Below are 21,831 nucleotides of genomic sequence, written 5' to 3' on the forward strand. Positions count from 1 at the left end.
CGCATGGCCGGAGTCAGTTACGTCAAAGCGTCCCGGGTCTACCCGGGCAACCCGCCCGTCCGAGCGGTCGACCAGCTCGACCTCGAGGTCAACGACGGTGAGTTCCTCGTGCTCGTGGGCCCGTCCGGTTCGGGCAAGTCCACCGCCCTGCGGATGCTCGCCGGCCTGGAGGACGTCGACGAGGGCGCCATCCACATCGGCGGTAACGACGTCACGCACACGCCGCCGAAGGGCCGGGACATCGCGATGGTCTTCCAGTCCTACGCGTTGTACCCGCACATGACGGTGGGCGAGAACATGGGCTTCGCGCTGAAGCTGCGCCGCGTGCCGAAGGAGACCATCAAGGCCAAGGTCGCCGAGGCCGCGAAGATGCTCGACCTGACCCCCTACCTCGACCGCAAGCCGAAGGCGCTGTCCGGTGGTCAGCGGCAGCGGGTCGCGATGGGCCGCGCGATCGTCCGGGAGCCGGCCGTCTTCCTCATGGACGAGCCGCTGTCGAACCTCGACGCGAAGCTGCGGGTGGAGACCCGTGCGAACATCGCCGCGCTCCAGGCCCGGCTGGGCACGACCACGATCTACGTCACCCACGACCAGGTCGAGGCCCAGACCATGGGGCACCGCGTCGCGGTGCTCAAGGACGGCCTCCTGCAGCAGTGCGACACCCCGCGCAACCTCTACGAGCGGCCGGCGAACTCCTTCGTCGCTGGCTTCATCGGTTCGCCGGCGATGAACCTGAAGACGGTCGCCCTCACGTCCGAGGGCGCGGTCCTCGACGGCCTCACGGTCCCGCTGCCCCGGTCGGTGGTGGCCGGTCACGACGCCAAGACCATCACCTTCGGGGTCCGCCCCGAATCGCTGCGCCTCACCGGGGGCGACGAGGTGGGCATGAAGCTCACCGTCGACCTCGTCGAGGAGCTGGGCGCGGACGCCTACGTCTACGGCTCGGTGGACATCGGCGGCACGGCGGAGCGCTTCATCGTCCGGACCGACGGTCGCACCCCGCCCTCGATCGGTTCCACGGTGAACGTGACCCTGCGCGACGACAACGAGGTGCACCTCTTCCACCCCGAGTCCGGGGCGAGGTTGGAGACCACGAAGGCTCCCACGGCCTGACCCGCACCTCTTCACCTCGCGGAACACGGACCTCCCCCCAGGGAGGGAATGACGATCACGGAACGTACGCGGCGGGTGGCGTCGGGAGCGAAGTGCCAACGCCACGCGGCGCAGGGTGACGACGCACCTCGCACCCACCAACCACACCGGCCCCGGAGTCACTCCGGGGCCGCTGTGCTGCGCACACCAGCCCTGGGAGCTCCGCGCGGCGACTCCGGCCGGGGATTGCGGAACCACACCGAACTGCGTCTACACTGCAAACGGTAACGGTTTCCATTCCCTGCGCCGGGGGCAGAAAGAGGCAATGCTATGACCCTCCGTAATCGACGGCACTGGCTGACGGTGGGCTGCCTCACCGCGACCGCGGCCCTGATCACCGCCTGCGGCGGGAACGGTGGCGAGGGTGACGCCGCCGACGCCGGTGAGGGCTCCTCCGGGCTGACCGTGGTCGCCTCGACCAACGTGTGGGGCAGCGTGGCCGCCGCGGTCGGTGGCTCGAACGTCGAGGTCGTGTCCATCATCGACGAGGCTGGCGCCGACCCCCACTCCTACGAGAGCCAGCCCTCGGACGCGGCCGAGCTGGTGGGCGCCGACCTGATCGTGCACAACGGCGCCGGGTACGACGAGTTCGTCAGCCAGATCATCGCCTCGGAGGGCCTGGACACCCCGGCAGTCGAGGCCGCCGCCGTGGCCGGGGTCGAGGGCCACTCCCACGACCACGGGCACGAGCACAGCGAGGACGGCCACGAGCACAGCGAGGACGGCCACGACGAGGAACCAGCGGACCACGACCACGACCACGACCACGACGAGCACTCCCACGAGCACGGCGCGGAGGACAACGAGCACGTCTGGTACGACCTGGCCGTGGTGTCCGAGGTCGCCGAGCGGATCGCGGACGAGCTGAGCGAACTCGACGCCGACAACGCCGACGGCTACCGGTCGAACCTGGCGGAGTTCCAGGACGGGATCGACGAACTCGCCACCTCGGTGGCCGAACTCGGCGAAAGCGAGGACGGCGGCCACCCGCACGTGCTCTCCACCGAGTCCGTGGCCACCTACCTGCTCGCCGACGCGCACATCCACGATCTGACCCCGGCCGGCATGCACCTCGCGATGCACAACGAGACCGACCCGCCCGCCGCCGTCATCGCCGAGATCAACGAGATCATCGACGGCGGCGAGGCCGACGTGATGATCAACAACCCGCAGACCGAGACCGGTGTGACGAACGAGATGCTGAGCCGCGCGGAGCAGGCGGGGATGCCGGTGGTGGAATTCACCGAGACACTGCCGGAGGGCCAGGACGACTTCCTGGCCTGGATGACCGACCAGGTCGACGCCCTGGCGGCCGCGCTGGGCCGCTGACCGCGCTCGACCGGGACGTCCACCGGCCCCTGCCCACCGGACGGAAACCATGATCCACGATGACCGCCCGCCAGCCGTGCGGCTGCGCTCGGCCCGCCTCGCCTACGGCGACCGCGTGCTGTGGGACGGGCTCGACCTCGACGTGATGCCAGGCGAGTTCGTCGCCGTGCTCGGTCCCAACGGCTCGGGCAAGACCAGCCTCCTCCGGGTGCTCCTCGGCCTCCAGCCCCTCAGCGGCGGCGAGGTCGAGATCGGCGGCACCGCGGTGCGCCGCGGTTCCCGCCGCATCGGGTACATCCCGCAGCAGCGGGCGGTGGACAGCACCGTCACCGTGCGGGGGACGGACCTGGTGGGCCTCGGCCTGGACGGCCACCGGTGGGGGCTGGGACTGCGAGGCCGGGCCGACCGACGGCGGCGGGTCCGCGAGGCCGTCGAGGCCGTGAACGCCACCGGGTACGCGTCGAGACCCCTCGGTCTGCTCTCCGGTGGGGAACAACAACGGCTGAGGGTCGCGCAGGCGCTGGTGGGCGCCCCCGACGTCCTGCTCTGCGACGAACCCCTCCTCTCCCTGGACCTCGCGAGCCAGCGGATGGTGAGCGAGCTCATCGCCGAGTCCGCACGGGACAGGGACGCCGCGGTCGTCTTCGTCACCCACGAGATCAATCCCGTCCTGCCGGTGGTGGACCGGGTGCTCTACCTGGTGGACGGACGGTTCCGGATCGGCCCGCCCGACGAGGTGATGACCTCCGAGGTGCTGTCGGAGCTGTACCGGACGCCGGTGCGCGTCCTGCGGCTCGGCGACCGGATCATGGTGATGGCCGAGAGCGGGCACCGCGTCGACCTCGGCGGCGGTCTGGAGACCGAACAACCGCACCACGTCTCCGACGAGACCGAGGGACGACAGCCGTGAACCTCGACGCCCTCTTCGACATCGACACGACGCTGAACCTCCTCGAGCTCGGATTCGTGCGCAACGCCCTCCTCGCTGGGGCGGTCCTCGGCCTGGTGTCCGGCGTGCTCGGCCCCCTCGTGGTCGCCAGGAACATGTCCTTCGCGGTCCACGGCACGGCGGAGCTGGCCTTCACCGGCGCCGCCGCCGCCCTGCTCCTCGGCTGGAGCGTGGGCACCGGCGCCCTGCTCGGCGCGGTGGTCGCCGCGCTCATCCTCGGGCTCCTCGGGCAGCGGGGCAGCGAACGCGACTCGGTGATCGGCGCGGTGCTGGCGTTCGGCCTCGGGCTGGGCGTGCTCCTGCTCTCCCTGTACCCGGGGCGGGCGTCGAGCAAGTTCAGCCTGCTGGTCGGGCAGATCGTGGGCGTCAGCTCCACGGGGATCGTGCTGCTCTCGGTCTCCGCGCTCGCGGTGATCCTGGTGTTCGCGCTGCTCTACCGCCCGCTGCTGTTCGCCAGCGTCGACCCTGGTGTCGCCGTCGCGCGGGGGGTCCCGGTGCGGGTGCTCACACCCGTGTTCGCGGTGCTCGTGGGCATCGCCACCGCCCTGGCCGTGCAGATCGTCGGCGCGCTGCTGGTGCTCTCGCTGATGGTCACGCCCGGCGCCGCCGCGTCCCGTGTGACCGCCAACCCCGCCCTCGCCGCGCTCCTCGCCGTCGTCTTCGCCGAGATCGCCGTCCTGGGTGGCATCGTGCTCTCGTTGGCCCCTGGCGTGCCGATCAGCAGCTTCGTCACCGCCATCTCGTTCCTGATCTACCTCGTCTGCCGGTTCGTGGGCGGCGCGAGACACCGCCGGCTGGTCGCGTCCGGCTGATCGGGAGGCCCGTCCTCGTGCCGCCCAGCCCCGGGGGGCGAGGAGGCGGGGTCCGGAGCGGCACGGGAGGCGCCAGGCCGTCGAGGAAGCCGGGCCGGCCACCTCCGCCAGGTCCCGCCCGCCAGGCCTCAGCGCGGGTTGGCCGACAGGGTCCGCTCGATGTCGGCCACCACCTCGGGATCGGCGAAGGGAGCCACCCCGCTGGCCAACACCCGCTCCACCGCCTGCACGACGATCACCTCGCTGTCGGCGAGCACGTCCAACATGAGCTGGCGGTCGGTGTGCGCGACGGTGTAACTGATCAACGTCAGATCGTTGAAGGCGGCGGGGACGTAGCGGCTGGTGGAGATCATGAAGGAGTCACCGAGCATCGCCACCTTCTCGGGGACGGTTCCCTCGATCGGTTCCGACTCGAAACGCACCGGCTCGGTGATCCGGGTGGTGCGCGCCCGGGTGCGGTCGGTCCGGCCGTCCGGTCGCAGCTGGAACCGGGTCGTCTCCTCGGTCTCCGCGCGCCCGAGGAGCGGCGGGAGGTCAGGACTGTGGTCCCACCGGCCGTCGGGAACGGTGCGCCAGGACCGCGTCACCCCCGGCTGGACCGCCTCGGCGATCCGCCGCAGCCCGATGATGGCGCCCTCGTCGTTCCAGTGCGTGTCCAGCCGGTGGTAGGTGGAGGCGGCGGTTCCGCCCTGCATCAGGTTCACCCGGGGATCGATCGCGCCGGTCTCGTCCGGTAACCGCTGCCACAGCTCGTCCCGCACCTCCTCGGCGCAGTCCATCCCGGGGTACTGGTCCGGCATGTACTCCGGGACCACGGTGCTCTTGTCCGGCACGACCAGCACCACCAGCCGTCGGCCGGACTCCTCCACCACCCGGCGCAGCTCACGCATGCCGTCGATGGTGTCGTCGATCGGACGGTTCTGGGAGCACTTCCCCTCGATGTCGTAGCCGTAGTAGAGCCACCCCTCCTTGCCCTCGATGACCTCGCTGGACTCTGCGAGGATCAACGGGCCGTCCTCCGAGGGGGGCGTGTCCTCCTGCGGGACGGGCGGAGCGATCGGCCCCTGGTCGAGCGGGGAGCCGCCACGCTGGCCACCGAACGGCGAACCGTCGTCGAAGACCCCCCGACTGATGCCGTCCGCCGCGTGGACCGCCGCCTCGCGGAAGACGAGGTTGTCCGTGGCCCACTGGGACAGGCCGGTGACGAAACCCCAGCCTTCCGAGAGTGACGGGAACTCGACCAGCGGGCGGTTCTCGATCTCCGCCGCCCGCGCTCCCACCGCGTACGCGGCCAACGGGGCACCGAAGAACACCGCGGCGGACACGAGGGCGACCAGCTGCCTGCCACCGTGCCTCGGGCGGTACAGCGAGTGCTCCCTCGGCAGCCAGGACTCGTGCACCTCGGGCAGGCCCTGGCCGCCCGGCGGCTCCTCCGGCCCCGGAGTGCTCGGCTGCCAGCCCGTGGACTCCCGGCTCCCCTGCGCTACCACCACTACACGGTAACGAGCCGGGGTTCTCCCCAGGTCGGAAACCCGGATCTCGCCCGGCCACCAGCGGTGCGCGACGGCCGTCCGTCCGCACCTGCCCGGGACTGGGCTCGCCACCCGCCGAGAGGTGGGTGACGAGGTCCGCCGCCGACCGTGAGGGCTGGCCGCCACACCCGCGCACGGGCCACGGAGATCACCAACCGCGCTGGAGGAAGCCGCCGCCGCCCTCGTCGTCGTCATCGTCGTCGTCCCGGCGCCTCGCCCGCCGCTCGGCCTCGCGGCGTTCCTCGGCGATGACCTCCCGCTGCTCGGCGAGCTGCCGTTCCCCCTGCCGGGCCAGCTCCTCCCGTTCCTCCTCGGAGAGCTGCTCGTAGCGCTCGACGAACTGCCCGACGTGCGGCGCCATCGCCTGCGCGAACAGGTCGGAGGTGGCGGCCGCCCGCAGGCCCTGCCGACCGGCGATGATGTCGTCGGCCAACCGCTGGAACTCCGGGTTGTCGCTGGCGTCGCGCAGCACCTTCAACGAGTCACGCAGGTGTCGGGACAGGGCCGGATCCCCGCCCGCCACGTCCATCATCGGCTCCTGCTCCGGACTGCTCACCGGTTCACCCCCGGGTGGTCGTAGCCGCCGGCGGGCAGCTCGTGGTCGGCTACTCCGCGCAGACCGCCCAGGTAACCGGCGACCGTGCCGGAGAAGGCCTGCGCGATGTCCCAGGCGGTCCCCATCAGCTCGATGATCTTCGCCCAGAGCCGGACGCCGTTGGCGATCGCCGCGGCGGTGGCGGAGCCACCGATGATGCCGCCGACCACGGTCCAGCTGGTCGCGGCCGCGGCGGCCGCACTGATCGCGGCCGCGATGATCGTGTCGCAGAGCCCCTCGAAGGTGCTCTTGATGGCGTTCGTCGTGGAGGACACGCCCTGCGCCATCGTCTGGAACTGGTGCGCCACGTCCTTGAGGTCGTCGACCTGCGCGTTCAGCGCGTCGACCAGCTGGTGGTGGTAACCGGTGGCCTGGTCGGCGGCGTTCCCGGTCCAGTCGTGGGCGACGTCCTCGGTGGCGCCCCTCACGTCCGCCGCGAAGTCGGTGTTGAACTCGGCCAGGTTCGCGAGCGCGCCCCCCGCCTTGGATGCCTGCTCCCAGTCGCCCACGTACTGCTGGGCGATCCACTCCGTGGGGTTGGTACCGCAGATCAGGTTCGTCAGCTCACTGATCCAGTAGGTCGGGCTCAGGTACTGGCTGGCACCCAGCACGTTCGCGATACCGCCCGGCACCAGCGTCTCGGGCACCGGCTCGGTCAGATTGCTCGACGGCGTGTCGGCCACGATGTGTTCCTCGTTCCCTTCTCACTGGCGGCGGACGGCCGCGACCGGTTCCGATGTTCAGCCGGCGTAGGTGGCGTCCAGTCGCCGAGCCTCGTCCTCGTCGGTGTTGTCGTACATCGTCGCCGCGCCACGCAGCTCGGCCGCGGACTCCTCGGAGATGCTCCGCAGGTGCTCGTAGCTGGTGAGCAGCGCCTCCCTGGCGCTGTCACACGCGGCGGCGATCGTCGCGAAGAGCCGGGCGTCCGCGTAACCGATGTCCAGGTGCGTGCTGATGTAACTCGTGGCGTTCGGCACGTCCTGCCCCAGACCGTCCACCCGGTCGGCGAAGGCCCGGATGCTGTCCGTCCTGGCTTCGAATTCCATGTGGTCTGCCCCATCTCACCCAGTGCTGCCGGGCCTGACCGTACTCCGAAAGGAGTGAACCCTGGGCCAAAACAATGAGAGGATCTCCGCCGAACGCCGCGCCCACCGGCGTCGGTACCGAGACGGGAGGACCGATGGCGCCACACCGGGGTGACGAGCCCCTCGTCGTTCCGGCGGCCTGGCTCGCCGCCGAACGCCGACGTCCCGGGCGCTGCGCGAGGCACGGCGCGCCCGCCAGCTCCTGGCAGGACGTCGCGCTGGTGACACGCCCCACCACCAAGGGGACTCCCGCCCAGGCGGGAGCGGTCAGCATCGCCGCCCGCGTCGCGGAGAACGCGCAGAACCAGCGCGGGGTCTCCCTCACCGGCTGGCCGCTCTGCGAGTCGTGCCTCGCCCACCGATCCCGGCTGCGCGGCACGGCACGGGCCCTGCTGTTCGGGGGCCTCGCCGTCGCCCTCGCGGCGGTCGTGACCTTCCTGGCTCTCGGGGAACCGCAGCCGCTGCTCGGCCTCCCCATCGTCCTCGGGGTGGCCGCCGTGATCTGCTCCGGTTTCGTCTTCGGCCGCTCCGGCTGGAACGCGGTGCTCTCCGCCGAAGTCACGCCGGACGGGCAGTGGGTGCGGTTCGCCCAGCCGCATCCCGCCTTCGCCACCGAACTGGCCGCACTCGGCGGCCCTCGCGAAGGCCCTCGCTGACAGTCCCACCCACCCCGTCGCCGGGCAGCGCGTGGCCGCCGGTTCCGTTCCTCCCCCCCGCCCGTTCCTCTTCGGCGGAGCGGGTCGCTACCGCGGCCCTGACCCGGTTCGTCGACGAGTGGCGGGTCCGCACCCACGACCACCAGTCGGCGGGAGGGCACGCGTTCCGCCTCCCAGCTCACCCGTTCCGCCAGCGAACACGCAGGGCGGTTCGACGGACAACCCACACGGCCGGCGAAGACGGCCATCGGCTGCGGTCAGCTGGGGGAGCGAGGCAGCACAGGCTCCACCGCCGCCGCGGTGTCCTCCGCTAGGGCGCACGCCTCCTCGAGTGTCTCCGCGTAATCCACAACAGCTGACACATGGGCCTGCTCACTCAAATCCATTGAAATCTGACAATGCTGCGCTGCGGGTTTGTCAATGACGCGGAGTGCGCGCAACGGCCCCACGCTGATCTCTTCAACCGTGTAGTTCGTCAGATTCAGCTGATCAACGCCGCGCATCCAGTTCAGGTGAATCGTCAAGACCGGACGCGCGCCGCCCGGAAAACGATAGCGGCAGTCGTAGGACAGGCCGACGTCATCGAACGTGGCACTCTCCGGGTCGAAGCCCAGGGCGGTTATTTCCTCGTCACTGAGGATCTCACAGGGCAACATCTCCGACAGCTCCGCCGCCACATCCACCCCCGGCTGCTCACCGGGACCCCCACCCACCGACGGATCGGCGCTCCCCGGAAGGGAGGAACCCACCGTCGGCCCCACGGCCACTGCGGTCCCCTGCTCCGCGCTCGCGCAGGCAGACAGCAGCACCACCATTCCCAGGGCTGTTCCCCACACACCCACACCCCTGCGCCTCACGCCTCATCCCCTCCCAGCCGGTTGAACTCGGCTGCGTTCTGCTCATCCACAGCCTGAATACGCCGAGCACTGGCTCGAACGCCGCCGACAACTCCGTCAACGCCCGAACAGCAGTTCAGCCCTACTGGAATCGCCACCCGCCAGGCTCCCCGTTGCCGACCCCAGTCCATGAGGGGAGCGCGAAAGCCAAACGACCCCAACCTCCGAGCCAGGCATGCCGAAAAACCCCTCCCATCGAACCACCTCGGTCGAGGGGAGTCACTCTTACTCGTGGAGTAGTACCGTTTTCCCGGTTACCCCGAGGACCGAGGCAGCTCAGGCTCCACCGCCGCCGCCACCTGTTCCGCTAGGTCACAAGCCTGTTCGGCCGTCCCCGCATAATGCACGGAGATTGTTACATGGGCCTGCGAGCTAAGCGCCAACGACATCTGACAGTGCTCCGATTCGGGTTTGTCAACGATCCTGAGCGCCCGCAACGACCCTACACTTGTCTCCTCGGATGTATAATTAGTCAAGTCCAGTTGATCAACGCTTCGCTTCCAATTGAGGTCGATGGCCATGAGCGTGAGTCCCCCACTTGGCCAACGGTAACTACAGGCATAGGACAGGCCGACGTCATCAAACGAAGCGCTCTCCGGATCAAAACCCAGGGCGGTTATTTTCTCGTCACTGAGGATCTCACAGGGCAACATTTCCGACAGCTCCGCCGCCACATCCACCCCCGGCTGCTCACCGGGACTCCCACCCACCGACGGATCGGCGCTCCCCGGAAGGGAGGAACCCACCGTCGGCCCCACGGCCACTGCGGTCCCCTGCTCCGCGCTCGCGCAGGCAGACAGCAGCACCACCAGTCCCAGGGCTGTTCCCCACACACCCAGACCCCTGCGCCTCACGCCTCATCCCCTCCCAGCCTGTTGAAAGCAGACACGTTCTGCTCATCCGCAGCCTGAATACGCCGAGCACTGGCTCGGACGGCCGCCGCCAACTCCGTCAACGCCTCGATATGGGCAATCCCTTGTGGAACAGCGTGGAGGCGAACTACCGACCGCCACCTCACCACGGACATCCCACATGCCGTTGCCCACCGCCCACAACGAGGAACGACTGAGAGCAGTGCCCTCGGCGCACCAAGAATTCGGGAGTGTCCCGATTTGGATCACCCGCACCCGAGGAACACCACCGTCATCCTGGTCAGCCCGAAGACCGAGGCAACAACGGCTCCACCGCCGCTGCGGTGTCCTCTGCTAGAGCACACGCGTTCTCAACTGTTCCCGCGTAATGCACAAAAACTGACACATGGGCCTGCTCGCTCAAGTCCACCGAAATTTGACAATGTTCTGACGGGGTTTTGCCGACAATCCGAAGTGAACGCAACGACCCCACACTAATCTCTTCAACTGTGTAGTTCGTCAGATTCAGCTGATCAACGTCGCGCATCCAGTGCAGGTGAATCGTCATGACCGGATCCGCTCCGCCCGGGAAACGGTATCGGCAGTCGTAGGACAGGCCGACGTCATCGAACGTGGCGGTCTCCGGGTCGAAGCCCAGGGCGGTTATTTCCTCGTCGCTGAGGATTTCGCAGGGCAGCATCTCCGACAGCTCCGCCGCCACATCCACCCCCGGCTGCTCACCGGGACTCCCACCCACCGACGGATCAGCACTCACCGGAAGGGAGGAACCCACCGTCGGCCCCACGGCCACTGCGGTCCCCTGCTCCGCGCTCGTACAGGCAGACAACAGTCCCACCAGTGCCAGGGCTGTTCCCCACACACCCACACCCCTGCGCCTCACGCCCCATCCCCTCCCAGCCTGTTGAACTCGGCTGCGTTCTGCTCATCCACCTCACGAACACGTCAAGTACTGGACCGACCTACAACACCGTCACCTCTGTCACCCTGACATACAACAGGCCGAAATAAACATGCGGCAGGTGCGCAATCGTAGAAATACCAGCCCACGGGGAGATCGTGAAGGGATAAAGCACTCACCACCCCTCGCAATATGAATACCACACGACGCTGCCCCCACAAGAACACTTCCCTCAAAAAACGATAATACGGACAAGCGCCGTCCTGAATCAGCCACAACCGGGGAGCACCACCTCGCTGCGGTCAGCCCGGGGACCGAGGCAACGACGGCTCCACTGCCGCAGCAGTCTCCTCCGCTATGGCGCACGCCTGCTCGGTCGTCCCTCCGAACTTCACGAAAATCGACACGTGGGCCTGCTCGCTCAGCGCCAGAGACATCTGACACGACTCTGGATCAATCTTGTCGGTGATCCTCAGCGCACGCAGCGGCCCCACACTCATTTCCTCAGCGATGAAGTTGCTCAAGTTCAGCTGATCAATACTCAGTTTCCAGTCCAGACCAATGTACATGAGCGGAGTTCCCCCAGCCGGTGGACGGTAATTACAGGAGTAGGACACTCCGACGTCGTTGAACGAAGCGCTCTCCGGATCGAAACCGAGATCGTCCACTTCCTCGTCGCTGAGGATCTCACAGGGCAGCATTTCCGACAGCTCCGCCGCCACATCCACCCCCGGCTGCTCACCGGGACTCCCACCCACCGACGGATCGGCGCTCCCCGGAAGGGAGGAACCCACCGTCGGCTCCACGGCCACCGCGGTCCCCTGCTCCGCGCTCGCGCAGGCAGACAGCAGTCCCACCAGTCCCAGGGCTGTTCCCCACACACCCACACCCCTGCGCCTCACGCCTCATCCCCTCCCAGCCGGTTGAACTCGGCTGCGGTCTGTTCATCCGCAGCCTAAGTACGCAGGGCCCTGGCTTGGATGGCCGCCGACAACTCCGTCAACGCCTGAATAGCATGGCAGCCCTGCTGAAATCGCCAACGGTCAGGCTTCCCCCTCACCGGACCCCAGTCCATGGGGAGGGCGCGAGAAGCCCAACGACCCCAGCCTCCGAACCCACGCAAGATGAGGAACGAAACTCTTCCAACGAACCACCAAGGCCGAGGGGAGTCACTCTCACTCGTGGAGTAGTACCGTTTTCCCGGTTATCCCGAGGACCGAGGCAGCTTAGGCTCCACAGCAGCCGCGACTGACTCCGCCGTGGCACACGCCTGCTCGGTCGTCCCCCCGTAATGGACGAAGATTGACACATGGGCCTCCGAGCTGAGAGCGACGGACACCTGACAGTGTTGCGAGTCGGCTCCGCTGACAATCCTGAGAGCACGCAACGGCCCCACGCTCTTTTCCTCGACGGAGTAGTTAGTCAGGTCCAGTTGGTCAACGCTGCGTTGCCAATTCAGCTGAATGGACATAGGTGGACGTCCGCCCCCAGGAGGACGGTAGTCACAGGCATAGGACAAGCCTACGTCATCGAACGAGGCACTCTCCGGATCAAAACCGAGATCGTCCACTTCCTCGTCGCTGAGGATCTCACAGGGCAACATCTCCGACAGCTCCGCCGCCACATCCACCCCCGGCTGCTCACCGGGACTCCCACCCACCGACGGATCGGCGCTCCCCGGAAGGGAGGAACCCACCGTCGGCTCCACGGCCACTGCGGTCCCCTGCTCCGCGCTCGCGCAGGCAGACAGCAGTCCCACCAGTCCCAGGGCTGTTCCCCACACACCCACACCCCTGCGCCTCACGCCTCATCCCCTCCCAGCCGGTTGAACTCGGCTGCGGTCTGTTCATCCGCGGCCTGAGTGCGCCGAGCACTGGCTCGAACGGCCGCCGCCAACTCCGTCAATGCCTCGATGTGGGCAGTCTCTTTTGGGACAGCGTGGAGGCGAACTACCGCCCGCCACCTCACCACGGACATCCCGCATGCCGTTGCCCGCCGCCCACGACGAGGAATGAATGAGAGCAGTGCCCTCGGCGCACCAAGAATTTGGGAGTGTCCCGATTTGGATCACCCGCACCCGAGCAACACCACCGTCATCCTGGTCAGCCCGAAGACCGAGGCAACAACGGCTCCACCGCCGCTGCGGTGTCCTCCGCTAGAGCACACGCATGCTCGACTGTTCCCGCGTAATGCACATAAACTGACACATGGGCCTGCTCACTCAAGTCTACCGAAATCTGACAATGTTCTGACGGGGTTTTGTCAATGATGCGGAGCGCGCGCAATGGACCCACATCGATCTCTTCAACCGTGTAGTTCGTCAGATTCAGCTGATCAACACTGCGTCTCCAGTTCAAATGAATTGCCATGAGCGGACTGGCTTCGTGTGCTAAACGATAGACACAATCATAGGACAGGCCGACGTCATCGAACGTGGCACTCTCCGGGTCGAAGCCCAGAGCGGTTACTTCCTCGTCACTGAGGATCTCACAGGGCAACATCTCCGACAGCTCCGCCGCCACATCCACCCCCGGCTGCTCACCGGGACTCCCACCCACCGACGGATCGGCGCTCCCCGGAAGGGAGGAACCCACCGTCGGCCCCACGGCCACCGCGGTCCCCTGCTCCGCGCTCGCGCAGGCAGACAGCAGTCCCACCAGTCCCAGGGCTGTTCCCCACACACCCACGCCCCTGCGCCTCACGCCTCATCCCCTCCCAGCCGGTTGAACTCGGCTGCGGTCTGTTCATCCGCGGCCTGAGTACGCCGGGCACTGGCTCGGATGGCCGCCGCCAACTCCGTCAACGCCTCGATGTACAGCTCGAGATTCTCCTTAGCGGACTGCGGCGTCCCAGCAGCGCTGAGCCTGGTCTGCGCGGACATCTGCAGGGCCACCGGGCTCGAACCGAGGGGTACATCCTGGTCCAGTTGGTCGACCCGGCGCCGCCGGTCCTTCGCTCTTACGGCTATCGCGTCGATCTTCCTCGCCATTGATTCGGCGCTCTCCGGATCGATCGACACCTTACCGGCGGCAGCGGCCGCGCTGAACCGTCCGATGCTGCCCATCATCTTGCCGGCCTCGGGCATGGCCGCCGGCTGCGTGCCCCCACCGCCATTCTCGATGTACATCAGATCTCCCTCCACAAGCACCGCCACGGCAGAAACTACCAACACCGGTACCAACATTCCGGCCGTTCGATCCACGCTACCCACGGTCGGCCCAACCCGTCCCACCGCATGGCGGGCGCCTGGACCGCCTCGGCGCCGCGTGACCTCCAATTCGAGCAAGACGCGAGACGCTGCGTACGGACACCCGGGCAACCGTCTCCCCACCGGGAAAGGAACCCGCCCAGGATCAGAACTGGTAGTAGAGGAAGGGGCTGAAGGTGCCGGTGGCGACGAGGATGGCCGCGTAGCAGAGACCGGCGGTGACGACGGCGACGCGCAACACCGCCGCTGGCCGGGTGCGGGCCGACTCCAGGTAGGGGCCCGTCACGCTCCGCCCGGGCAGCAGGAACACGGTGGCGGCCAGCACGAGGATCAACAGCCGTTGGTTGCTCAGCGCCGACTCCACGTCGTACGTGAGCCCGGCCAGGTCCGGCAGGAGCATGTTGGCCAGCACGCTGAGCGCTGACGACAGGTCGGGTGCCCGGAACACGACCCAGCCGGCGGTCACGAGCAGCATCGTCAGTACCCGGCGGCCGATGGCGGCGGCTGCCCCGCCAGGAGCCCGGTCCCAGCCCATGGCCCGCTCGGCGACCAACAACGCTCCGTGGAACAGGCCCCACACGACGAAGGTCCAGTTCGCGCCGTGCCAGATCCCGGTGAGCAGGAAGATGATCCACAGGTTGCGGTAGGTCTTCCGCTTGCCCCCCCTGTTCCCGCCCAGGGGGATGTAGACGTAGTCGCGGAACCAGCGGGAGAGGGACATGTGCCAGCGGCGCCAGAACTCCGTGACGGTCACCGAGGAGTAGGGCCGGGCGAAGTTCTCCGGCAGCCGGAACCCGAGCATCCGGCCCAGGCCGATGGCCATGTCCGAGTAGCCGGAGAAGTCGAAGTACAGCTGGAGCGTGTAGGTGATCGCTCCGAGCCACGCGACGGCGAAGGTCATCTCGTCGGCTGGCGTGGCGAAGCAGGCGGCGGCGACGGGGGCGAGGGAGTCCGCGACCACGACCTTCTTGGTGAGGCCGAGCGCGAACCGGGGTAAGCCCGCGGCGATGTCGTCGAGCCGGTGGGTGCGCCGCTGCGGGAGCTGGTCGGCGATCTCGTGGTAACGCACGATGGGTCCCGCCACCAGCTGCGGGAACATCGAGATGTAGGTCACGAACGACACGGGGTCCCGCAGTGCCCGCCGTTCGCCCCGGTAGATGTCGACCACGTAGGAGATGTGGTGGAAGGTGTAGAAGGAGATGCCGATGGGCAGGGCCAGCTCGACCACCGGGGTTTCCAGGCCGAACCACCCGGCGAGCACCGCGGCCTGCTCGGTGAGGAAGCCGGCGTACTTCCACACGAACAGGATGGACACGTTCAGCGTGATGACGCCGATCAGCATCCACCGCTTCCTGGCCCGCCCCAGATCCCACTCGTCCGGTTCGAGGGCGGGTGCGACCAGGTAGTTCACCGCGATGCAGACCAGCAGCAGCAGCGTCGTACCGCCGGCCCCGCTCGCGTAGAACAGCAGGCTGGCGACGGCGACGACGCCGTTGCGCCACCCTCGCGGCGCTATCAGCAGCACCGCGAGGACGGCGGGCATGAAGTACCAGAGAAAGAGCGGGCTGGCGAACGACATGACTCCCCCAGGTCTGTGCCGCGGCCGGGAGGAGTGGGGTCAGCGCAGCCGGCGACGCCGGGCGACCTCCGCGAGGAGCACACCGGCCGCGACGGAGGCGTTCAGCGACTCCACTCCGGCGGCCATCGGGATCGACACGGTGGCGTCGCAGTTCTCCCGGACCAGCCGGGACAGCCCCCGGCCCTCGGACCCGACCACGATCACCAAGGGGTCGGTGGCCAGGGACAGGTCGTCGAGCTCGACCGACCCGTCCGCGTCCAGTCCCACGACCATGAGTCCCTGCTTCGCCCAGTCCTTCAGGGTCCTGGTCAGGTTGGTCGCCATCGCGACGGGGATGCGGGCGGCGGTGCCGGCGCTGGTGCGCCAGGCCACGGCCGTCATCCCCGCGCTGCGGCGCTGCGGGATGACGACACCGTGCGCCCCGAAGGCCGCGGCGGAGCGGATGACCGCTCCGAGGTTCCTCGGGTCGGTGACGCCGTCCAACGCGACCAGCAGCGGCGGGCGCCCGGTCTCCTCGGCGGCGGTGAGCAGGTCGTCGGGGTGGGCGTAGTCGAACGGTGGCACCTGGAGCGCCAGGCCCTGGTGCAGGGCTCCCTGGGTGATCTTGTCGAGTTCGGTGCGGGCGACCTCCAGCACGGAGATGCCCCGCTCTGCGGCCAGGCCGACCGCGTCCCTGACCCGGTCGTCGGCGTCGATCCCCAACGCGACGTAGAGCGCCGTTGCCGGGACACCCGCGCGCAGGCACTCGGCCACCGGGTTGCGACCCGCGATCGTCTCCGGTTGGTTGCCCGCCGCCCTCGCCCGCTGCTGCCGGGCGGCTTCCTGCCGCCTCGCGGCGTCCGCCCGCTTCTTGGCGGGGTGGTTGGGACGCATCGAGGCGGGTGGAGTCGGCCCCTTGCCCTCCAGCCCCTTGCGCCGCTGCCCGCCGGAGCCGACGACCGCGCCCTTCTTGGTGCCCGGCTTGCGCATCGCGCCACGGCGCTGGGAGTTGCCTGCCATCAGTTGGTGCCCTTCAACGTCCAGACCGGTCCGTCCGGTCCGTCCTCGACAGCCACGCCGACGGCCAGCAGTCGGTCCCTGATCGCGTCGGCAGTGGCGAAGTCACGCTCCTCCCGGCTGCGCTGCCGCTCGGCGAGCAGCTGTCCGACCAGCGCGTCCAGCGCGGCCGTCGCCGGGAGTTCCGAGGCCTCGGCGTTGCCCCACCGGGGGTCGAGAGGATCAAGCCCGAGCACCTGCAACATCCAGCGTACTGTGCCGGCCTGTTCAGCGAGGGCCTGCCGTTCGGATTCGCCCTCGGCGCGCAGCTGGTTGCCGTGCCGGACCTGGTTGTGGATGATCGCCAGCGCCTTCGGCACGTTGAGGTCGTCGTCCATCGCCTCGGCGAACTCGCCGCGCCGCGCTGGCAGGGCCTCGACCGCGAGGGCTGGGTCGAGCTGCCCGGCGACGCGCACCGCACGGCGGACGAAGGCCTCGATCCGCTGGTAGGCGGTGGCCGCCTCCCGGAGGGCCTCGTGCTGGAACTCCAGGGTCGAGCGGTAGTGGGCGGTCAGCAGGTAGTAGCGCAGTTCCGGTGCCCGGACCTGCTCGAGGAGGACCGGGACGGCGAGGGTGTTGCCCAGTGACTTGGACATCTTCTCGCCGCCCATGGTCACCCAGTTGTTGTGCAGCCAGTACCGCGCGAAGGGGTCTCCCGCCGCGGTCGACTGGGCCAGCTCGTTCTCGTGGTGCGGGAAGACCAGGTCGGTGCCACCGCCGTGGATGTCGAACCGGTCCCCGAGGTAGTAGGTGGCCATGGCGGAGCACTCCAGGTGCCATCCGGGCCGCCCGGGTCCCCAGGGGGTCGGCCACGAGGGTTCACCGGGCTTGGCCGCCTTCCACAGGGTGAAGTCCCGGGGGTCGCGCTTGCCCTCGGCCGCGGTCTCGCCCTGCTGCATCTCGTCCAGCCGTTGACCGGACAGGGTGCCGTAGTCGGGGCAGCTGGTGACCGAGAAGTAGACGTCGCCGGCGGCGGCGTAGGCGTGGCCGCGATCGATCAGCCGTTCCATCAGCTCGACCATCTGCGTGACGTGGCCGGTCGCCCTTGGCTCGATGGCGGGCCGGAGGCAGTTCAGCGTGTCGTAGGCGTCCTGGAAGGCACGTTCGTTGCTGGCGGCCCACTCCCACCACGGGACACCCGCCGCCTCAGCCTTGCGCAGCACCTTGTCGTCGATGTCGGTGACGTTGCGCACCATCGTCACGCGGTAGCCGTCCGCCTCCAGCCAGCGGCGCAGCACGTCGAAGTTCAGCCCGCTGCGGAGGTGGCCGATGTGGGGTGCGCCCTGGACGGTGGCCCCACAGACGTACATCGACACGGCCCCCTCGGTGAGGGGACGGAACTCCCTGGTCGTGCGGGTGCCGGTGTCGTGTAGGCGCAGGCTCACAGCCGAGATGGTACGGAAGCAGCGCGCGGAAGCCGGTCACGGGGCGCGATGGCCACCCGCTGGGCGGGCGACCCGGGGGCGGTGGTCGCGGCTCCCGGGCGAGTCGAGGGGACGGCCCGCCACCACCATGATCGCCTACCCGACGACCGTCTCGTCAAGGAGACCCCGCTCACGCAACGCCCGCAGCAGGGCGTCCGGCCGGTCGGCGACCGGAGCCGGCTCCACGAGCTGGAAGTCGCACCCCAGGGCCGCCGCGGCGCCGTCGGCCTCCTCGCTGTCCCCGATCATCAGCGTCCGGCCGGCCGGCAGGCCCAGCCGGTCGCACGCGGTGCGGAACAGGCGCAGGTCCGGTTTCGCCGCGTTCTCGACGTAGGACAGCACGTAGGCGTCCACCAGGTCCGCCACCCCGAGCCGGTCGAAGGAGGCCCGGATGTCCCAGGCGATGTTGCTGACCACCGCGACCTTGACCCCCCGGTCGCGGAGGCCGCGCAGGACGACCTCGGTGTCCGGGTAGGGGCGCCAGTGGGCCGGGTCCAGCATCAGCTCGTACACGTGTTCCGCGTGGGAGGTGGACACCCCCGCGCCGCGCATGATCTCCACGTAGACCAGCCGGTGCAGCTCCGGTTCGAGGTCCCGCCGCTCCCAGGCCCGTTGGAGCCCTGCTGGCAGCCCCGCCCCGGGACCGGTCGGGGCGATCAGCGCGCGCAGGAGCCGGTCCTGCCCGGCCGAGTCCATGATCATCCCGGGGTCCCCGATGGAACCGTCGAACCAGGAGCCGTCCGGCTCCAACCGGAACAAGGTTCCCGAGAAGTCGAAGAGCACCCCGTCGATCGCCATGCCGTCCACCCTAGGCGGGCGGCGGGCGGTGGTCACGCTCCTGTTGCCGCCGTCCCACGGCCGAAGGTGGCCGTCCCGCGCCTTCGTCGTGCCGGACTCGGGCGGCTCACCGCACGGGGAGCAGCAGTGCGGTGGCGATCGCCGCGACGCCCTCGCCCCGCCCGGTCAGCCCGAGGCCGTCGGTGGTGGTCCCGGTGACGCTCACCGGGCCGCCCAGGGCCTCGGAGAGCACCCGCTGGGCTTCCGCGCGGCGGGGGCCGATGCGGGGGGCGTTGCCGATCACCTGCACGGCCGCGTTGCCGAGCCGGAAACCCGCCTCGGCCGCCAGGGACCTCGCCTCCGCCAGGAACTCGACGCCGTGGGCGCCGGCCCACCGGTCGGAGTCGGTGCCGAAGACTGCCCCGAGGTCTCCCAGCCCCGCGGCGGAGAGGACCGCGTCGCAGAGCGCGTGCGCGGCCACGTCGCCGTCCGAGTGACCGGCGCAGCCGTCGACGCCCTCCCAGCGGAGACCGGCCATCCAGCAGGCCCGGCCGGCGAGCACCGGGTGGACGTCGGTGCCGAGCCCCACCCTGGGCATCAGGTCACTCACCGCTGGTCGCGCTCCGTTCCGGTGTGGGGTCGCCCGCGGTCGCAGCGGCCAGTGCCTCGGCGACCACCAGGTCGAAGGGGGTGGTGATCTTGAACCCGTGGGGGTGGCCGGGAACCGTGAGGACCTTCTCGCCACGGCGCTCGACCAGCCCGGCGTCATCCGTGGCGCCGGGTCCCGCGCCGGATCGCCCGGTTCGGGACGGGTCGTCGGGGCTGGTCCGAGCGGACAGCCCGTGAGCCCGCAGCAGCACGTCGACGGCGAAGGCCTGCGGGGTCTGGGTCAGCCTCAGCACGGCGCGGTCGGGCGTGTGGCGGACGAAGCCGGTGGCGTCGACCTCCTTCACGGTGTCCGCGAGCGGGAGCACCGGTGTGACGGCTCCCGCCCCGGCCCGGACCGTGTCCACCACTGACCTGATCACCGAGGTGGGCATGAACGCCCGCGCGGCATCGTGGACCAGGACCACGCTCGTGTTCGGCAGGGCGGTGAGCGCCGCCCGCAGGGCCAGCCCGACCGAGTCGGTGCGGGTCTCGCCTCCCGCGACGACGTCCACGGCCCGCCCGAACGACGCGAGCAGCCCGGTCACCTCGGTCACCTCGTCCGTCGGCGCGGCGACGACGACCCGATCGACAGAACCTGACTCGGTCAGGCCACGAACTGCCCTGACCAGCAACGATTCACCTGCGACCGTCACGAGGGCCTTGGGTCGGCCCGCGCCGAGCCGAACCCCGTGCCCGGCCGCGGGCACCAGTGCGACGACGGTCACCACGACCGCCGTTCCATGACACGTTCTTCCACTCGCAACGACTCCACCGAAACCCGCCGCCTGCGGCTCCACCACCGGCCGGCGGCGGACGGCCGGCACGTCGAGCCCCTCCGCGAGCGGGAGCCGGCCACTCCGGCCGGTCCCCCGTGAGCCGCGGAACGGAAGCCCCACGGCGCGGAAGTCCGTGGGGGTCAGGAAGCGGTCGCGAGGACCTCGTCGAGCAGCGTCTCCGCTTTGCCTTCGTCGGTGCCCTCGGCGAGAGCCAGCTCACTGACCAGTATCTGCCGCGCCTTGGCCAGCATGCGCTTCTCGCCAGCCGACAGGCCCCGGTCCTTCTCGCGCCGCCACAGATCACGCACCACTTCGGCAACCTTGTTCACGTCGCCGGACGCGAGTTTCTCCAGGTTGGCCTTGTACCGCCGGGACCAGTTGGTCGGCTCCTCGGTGTGCGGAGCACGCAGCACCTCGAAGACCCGGTTCAGCCCTTCCTGCCCCACGACATCCCGCACACCGACGATTTCGGCGTTGTCGGCGGGGACGCGCACCGTGAGGTCGCCCTGGGCTACCTTGAGAACGAGGTACTGCTTCTCCTCGCCCTGAATTACTCGGGTTTCGATTGCTTCGATGAGAGCGGCACCGTGGTGCGGGTAGACGACGGTCTCTCCGACCTTGAAAACCATGTGTCCTCTGCCCCTTTCGCTTCGCCCATCTTAACACGGGACACAAGCTGACCCCGAGCAGCCGGCGAACCCTTGTTGCAGGTCAGGGGCCGTGCGCGGGGTTGACAAACCCCGGACCGCCATGCATGTGACGCCCCTTTCCCCACCCGTTGATCCAGGCTGGCGCACCGAACGGGTGGACGTGCGCCCCTGATGGGATCTGGTTGTGAGCGGCTGGTGAGCCTTGGATAGGCTGCCGACACGTCAGCTACCGCCACGGACATGCCACCGCAGTCCCGGTCAGAGGGAGGACCGCACGTGACAGGCGCACCGGAGGCACCAGGAGTCGGAGGCGCCAGCAGGACGCTCCCGTCCCGCACGCGTCGCGTAGGCATGCTCCCCGCCGCGCTCGGACTGGGTGCCGCCCTGCTGCTCACGGGGTGCAGCGCCGGGCAGATCACGCAGACCGGCTCGCAGGTGCCCGTGATCGCGGGCGCCGACGCGGACGCGGGAACGATCGCGGTCCGCGACGCGAAGCTGACCTTCCCCACCGAGCAGGACCCGCCCGCCTACCCGGCGGGATCGGATGCCCCGGTCTCGGTCACGATCGTCAACCGCGGCACCGGCGCCGACACGCTGCTGTCGGTCACGTCCCCGTCGGCCGAGTCCGTGACGGTCGAGGGCGACACCGCGCTGCCGGCCGGCACCAAGCTGGTGGCGACGGGCCTGGGTGAGGCGACCTCCGAGCTGGAGACCTCCACTCCCGAGGCGGGGGAGCCCTCCGCCGAGATGAGCCAGTCGGCGCCGGAGACGGACGCCGCCCAGTCGGGCCAGGACGTCGCGGACATCGGTGTGCTCTCCCTCACCCTCGTCGGCCTGCACGACGAGGTCCACCCTGGCGTGAACGTGGAACTGGTGTTCGAGTTCGAGAACGCCGGGTCGCTGAGCGTTCAGGTGCCCGTGGGCGAGGACCCGGAGCCGGCGACCCGCGGCGACTGAC

Annotated in this window: 24 protein-coding genes; 6 read left to right on the forward strand and 18 right to left on the reverse strand. The window is 69.3% G+C overall.

Annotation, left to right across the window (positions count from 1 at the left end; translation table 11 throughout):
* Positions 1-3: 3 nt before the first annotated feature.
* The 4 genes from G443_RS14520 to G443_RS14535 all read left to right on the forward strand — a co-directional run bounded on the left by G443_RS14520 (position 4) and on the right by G443_RS14535 (position 4,242).
* Positions 4-1,113 (forward strand): ABC transporter ATP-binding protein, encoded by a 1,110-nt coding sequence (locus tag G443_RS14520; RefSeq protein WP_026417575.1) that lies wholly within the window; start codon positions 4-6, stop codon positions 1,111-1,113.
* A gap of 309 nt (positions 1,114-1,422) precedes the next feature.
* Positions 1,423-2,481: a metal ABC transporter solute-binding protein, Zn/Mn family gene (locus G443_RS14525; RefSeq protein ID WP_026417576.1), complete on the forward strand. Its 1,059-nt coding sequence runs from the start codon at positions 1,423-1,425 to the stop codon at positions 2,479-2,481.
* Positions 2,482-2,530: 49 nt separating this feature from the next.
* Positions 2,531-3,391 (forward strand): metal ABC transporter ATP-binding protein, encoded by an 861-nt coding sequence (locus tag G443_RS14530; protein ID WP_026417577.1) that lies wholly within the window; start codon positions 2,531-2,533, stop codon positions 3,389-3,391.
* A complete protein-coding gene (locus G443_RS14535; protein WP_026417578.1) occupies positions 3,388-4,242 on the forward strand; it encodes a metal ABC transporter permease in 855 nt (284 codons plus the stop codon). Before G443_RS14530 ends, G443_RS14535 begins: the two co-directional genes overlap by 4 nt.
* A 128-nt stretch (positions 4,243-4,370) precedes the next feature.
* On the opposite strand, the gene G443_RS14540 is transcribed toward G443_RS14535, so the two are convergent.
* From G443_RS14540 to G443_RS14555, 4 genes are all read right to left on the reverse strand, one after another.
* A complete protein-coding gene (locus G443_RS14540; RefSeq protein WP_162147268.1) occupies positions 4,371-5,732 on the reverse strand; it encodes an alginate O-acetyltransferase AlgX-related protein in 1,362 nt (453 codons plus the stop codon).
* Positions 5,733-5,922: 190 nt separating this feature from the next.
* Positions 5,923-6,330 carry a hypothetical protein gene (locus tag G443_RS14545; RefSeq protein ID WP_026417580.1) on the reverse strand — a complete coding sequence of 136 codons (408 nt, stop codon included), beginning with the start codon at positions 6,328-6,330 and terminating at the stop codon, positions 5,923-5,925.
* Entirely contained in the window at positions 6,327-7,052 is a 726-nt protein-coding gene (locus G443_RS14550; RefSeq protein ID WP_051313399.1) for a hypothetical protein, read from the reverse strand. Before G443_RS14550 ends, G443_RS14545 begins: the two co-directional genes overlap by 4 nt.
* A 57-nt stretch (positions 7,053-7,109) precedes the next feature.
* Positions 7,110-7,415, reverse strand: a complete 306-nt coding sequence (locus G443_RS14555; protein ID WP_051313401.1) for a type VII secretion target — start codon at positions 7,413-7,415, stop codon at positions 7,110-7,112.
* A gap of 134 nt (positions 7,416-7,549) precedes the next feature.
* Here G443_RS14555 and G443_RS14560 point away from each other — a divergent pair, with 134 nt between their 5' ends.
* The gene (locus G443_RS14560) at positions 7,550-8,110 is read left to right on the forward strand and encodes a hypothetical protein (RefSeq protein WP_026417583.1); all 561 of its coding nucleotides are present in this window, start codon (positions 7,550-7,552) and stop codon (positions 8,108-8,110) included.
* A 257-nt stretch (positions 8,111-8,367) separates the two neighbouring features.
* Here the strand turns inward: G443_RS14560 and G443_RS14565 are convergent, their stop codons facing one another.
* From G443_RS14565 to G443_RS14630, 14 genes are all read right to left on the reverse strand, one after another.
* Positions 8,368-8,925, reverse strand: coding sequence for a DUF3558 domain-containing protein (locus G443_RS14565; protein WP_253860217.1), 558 nt, complete (start codon positions 8,923-8,925; stop codon positions 8,368-8,370).
* Positions 8,926-9,260: 335 nt separating this feature from the next.
* Positions 9,261-9,860, reverse strand: coding sequence for a DUF3558 domain-containing protein (locus G443_RS14570; RefSeq protein WP_308208855.1), 600 nt, complete (start codon positions 9,858-9,860; stop codon positions 9,261-9,263).
* Between the two features lie 298 nt (positions 9,861-10,158).
* Positions 10,159-10,758 carry a DUF3558 domain-containing protein gene (locus tag G443_RS14575; protein WP_308208856.1) on the reverse strand — a complete coding sequence of 200 codons (600 nt, stop codon included), beginning with the start codon at positions 10,756-10,758 and terminating at the stop codon, positions 10,159-10,161.
* 320 nt (positions 10,759-11,078) lie between these two features.
* Positions 11,079-11,633, reverse strand: coding sequence for a DUF3558 domain-containing protein (locus G443_RS14580; protein WP_103055814.1), 555 nt, complete (start codon positions 11,631-11,633; stop codon positions 11,079-11,081).
* A 347-nt stretch (positions 11,634-11,980) separates the two neighbouring features.
* Positions 11,981-12,580, reverse strand: coding sequence for a DUF3558 domain-containing protein (locus G443_RS14585; protein WP_308208857.1), 600 nt, complete (start codon positions 12,578-12,580; stop codon positions 11,981-11,983).
* Between the two features lie 298 nt (positions 12,581-12,878).
* Complete coding sequence (locus tag G443_RS14590; RefSeq protein ID WP_253860218.1) at positions 12,879-13,433, reverse strand: DUF3558 domain-containing protein; 555 nt, start codon at positions 13,431-13,433, stop codon at positions 12,879-12,881.
* A gap of 41 nt (positions 13,434-13,474) precedes the next feature.
* A complete protein-coding gene (locus G443_RS14595; protein WP_081715284.1) occupies positions 13,475-13,903 on the reverse strand; it encodes a hypothetical protein in 429 nt (142 codons plus the stop codon).
* 226 nt (positions 13,904-14,129) lie between these two features.
* Entirely contained in the window at positions 14,130-15,563 is a 1,434-nt protein-coding gene (locus G443_RS14600; protein ID WP_026417586.1) for an MBOAT family O-acyltransferase, read from the reverse strand.
* A gap of 39 nt (positions 15,564-15,602) precedes the next feature.
* On the reverse strand, positions 15,603-16,562 hold the full coding sequence (rlmB, locus tag G443_RS14605; RefSeq protein ID WP_026417587.1) for a 23S rRNA (guanosine(2251)-2'-O)-methyltransferase RlmB: 960 nt from the start codon (positions 16,560-16,562) through the stop codon (positions 15,603-15,605).
* The gene (gene cysS, locus G443_RS14610) at positions 16,562-17,983 is read right to left on the reverse strand and encodes a cysteine--tRNA ligase (protein ID WP_026417588.1); all 1,422 of its coding nucleotides are present in this window, start codon (positions 17,981-17,983) and stop codon (positions 16,562-16,564) included. The genes rlmB and cysS overlap by 1 nt, the downstream gene beginning before the upstream one ends.
* 135 nt (positions 17,984-18,118) lie before the next feature.
* Positions 18,119-18,820 carry an HAD family hydrolase gene (locus G443_RS14615; protein WP_026417589.1) on the reverse strand — a complete coding sequence of 234 codons (702 nt, stop codon included), beginning with the start codon at positions 18,818-18,820 and terminating at the stop codon, positions 18,119-18,121.
* Between the two features lie 106 nt (positions 18,821-18,926).
* A complete protein-coding gene (gene ispF / locus G443_RS14620; RefSeq protein ID WP_030226214.1) occupies positions 18,927-19,397 on the reverse strand; it encodes a 2-C-methyl-D-erythritol 2,4-cyclodiphosphate synthase in 471 nt (156 codons plus the stop codon).
* A 4-nt stretch (positions 19,398-19,401) separates the two neighbouring features.
* Positions 19,402-20,172, reverse strand: a complete 771-nt coding sequence (ispD, locus tag G443_RS14625; protein ID WP_026417591.1) for a 2-C-methyl-D-erythritol 4-phosphate cytidylyltransferase — start codon at positions 20,170-20,172, stop codon at positions 19,402-19,404.
* A 191-nt stretch (positions 20,173-20,363) separates the two neighbouring features.
* On the reverse strand, positions 20,364-20,852 hold the full coding sequence (locus G443_RS14630; RefSeq protein ID WP_016698477.1) for a CarD family transcriptional regulator: 489 nt from the start codon (positions 20,850-20,852) through the stop codon (positions 20,364-20,366).
* A 297-nt stretch (positions 20,853-21,149) separates the two neighbouring features.
* Between G443_RS14630 and G443_RS14635 the strand changes: the two genes are divergently transcribed.
* Positions 21,150-21,830, forward strand: coding sequence for a copper chaperone PCu(A)C domain-containing protein (locus G443_RS14635; RefSeq protein ID WP_155886030.1), 681 nt, complete (start codon positions 21,150-21,152; stop codon positions 21,828-21,830).
* The last annotated feature ends 1 nt before the right edge of the window (position 21,831 follow it).

The organism is Actinoalloteichus caeruleus DSM 43889, from assembly GCF_000429185.2.
Classification (GTDB): domain Bacteria; phylum Actinomycetota; class Actinomycetes; order Mycobacteriales; family Pseudonocardiaceae; genus Actinoalloteichus_B; species Actinoalloteichus_B caeruleus.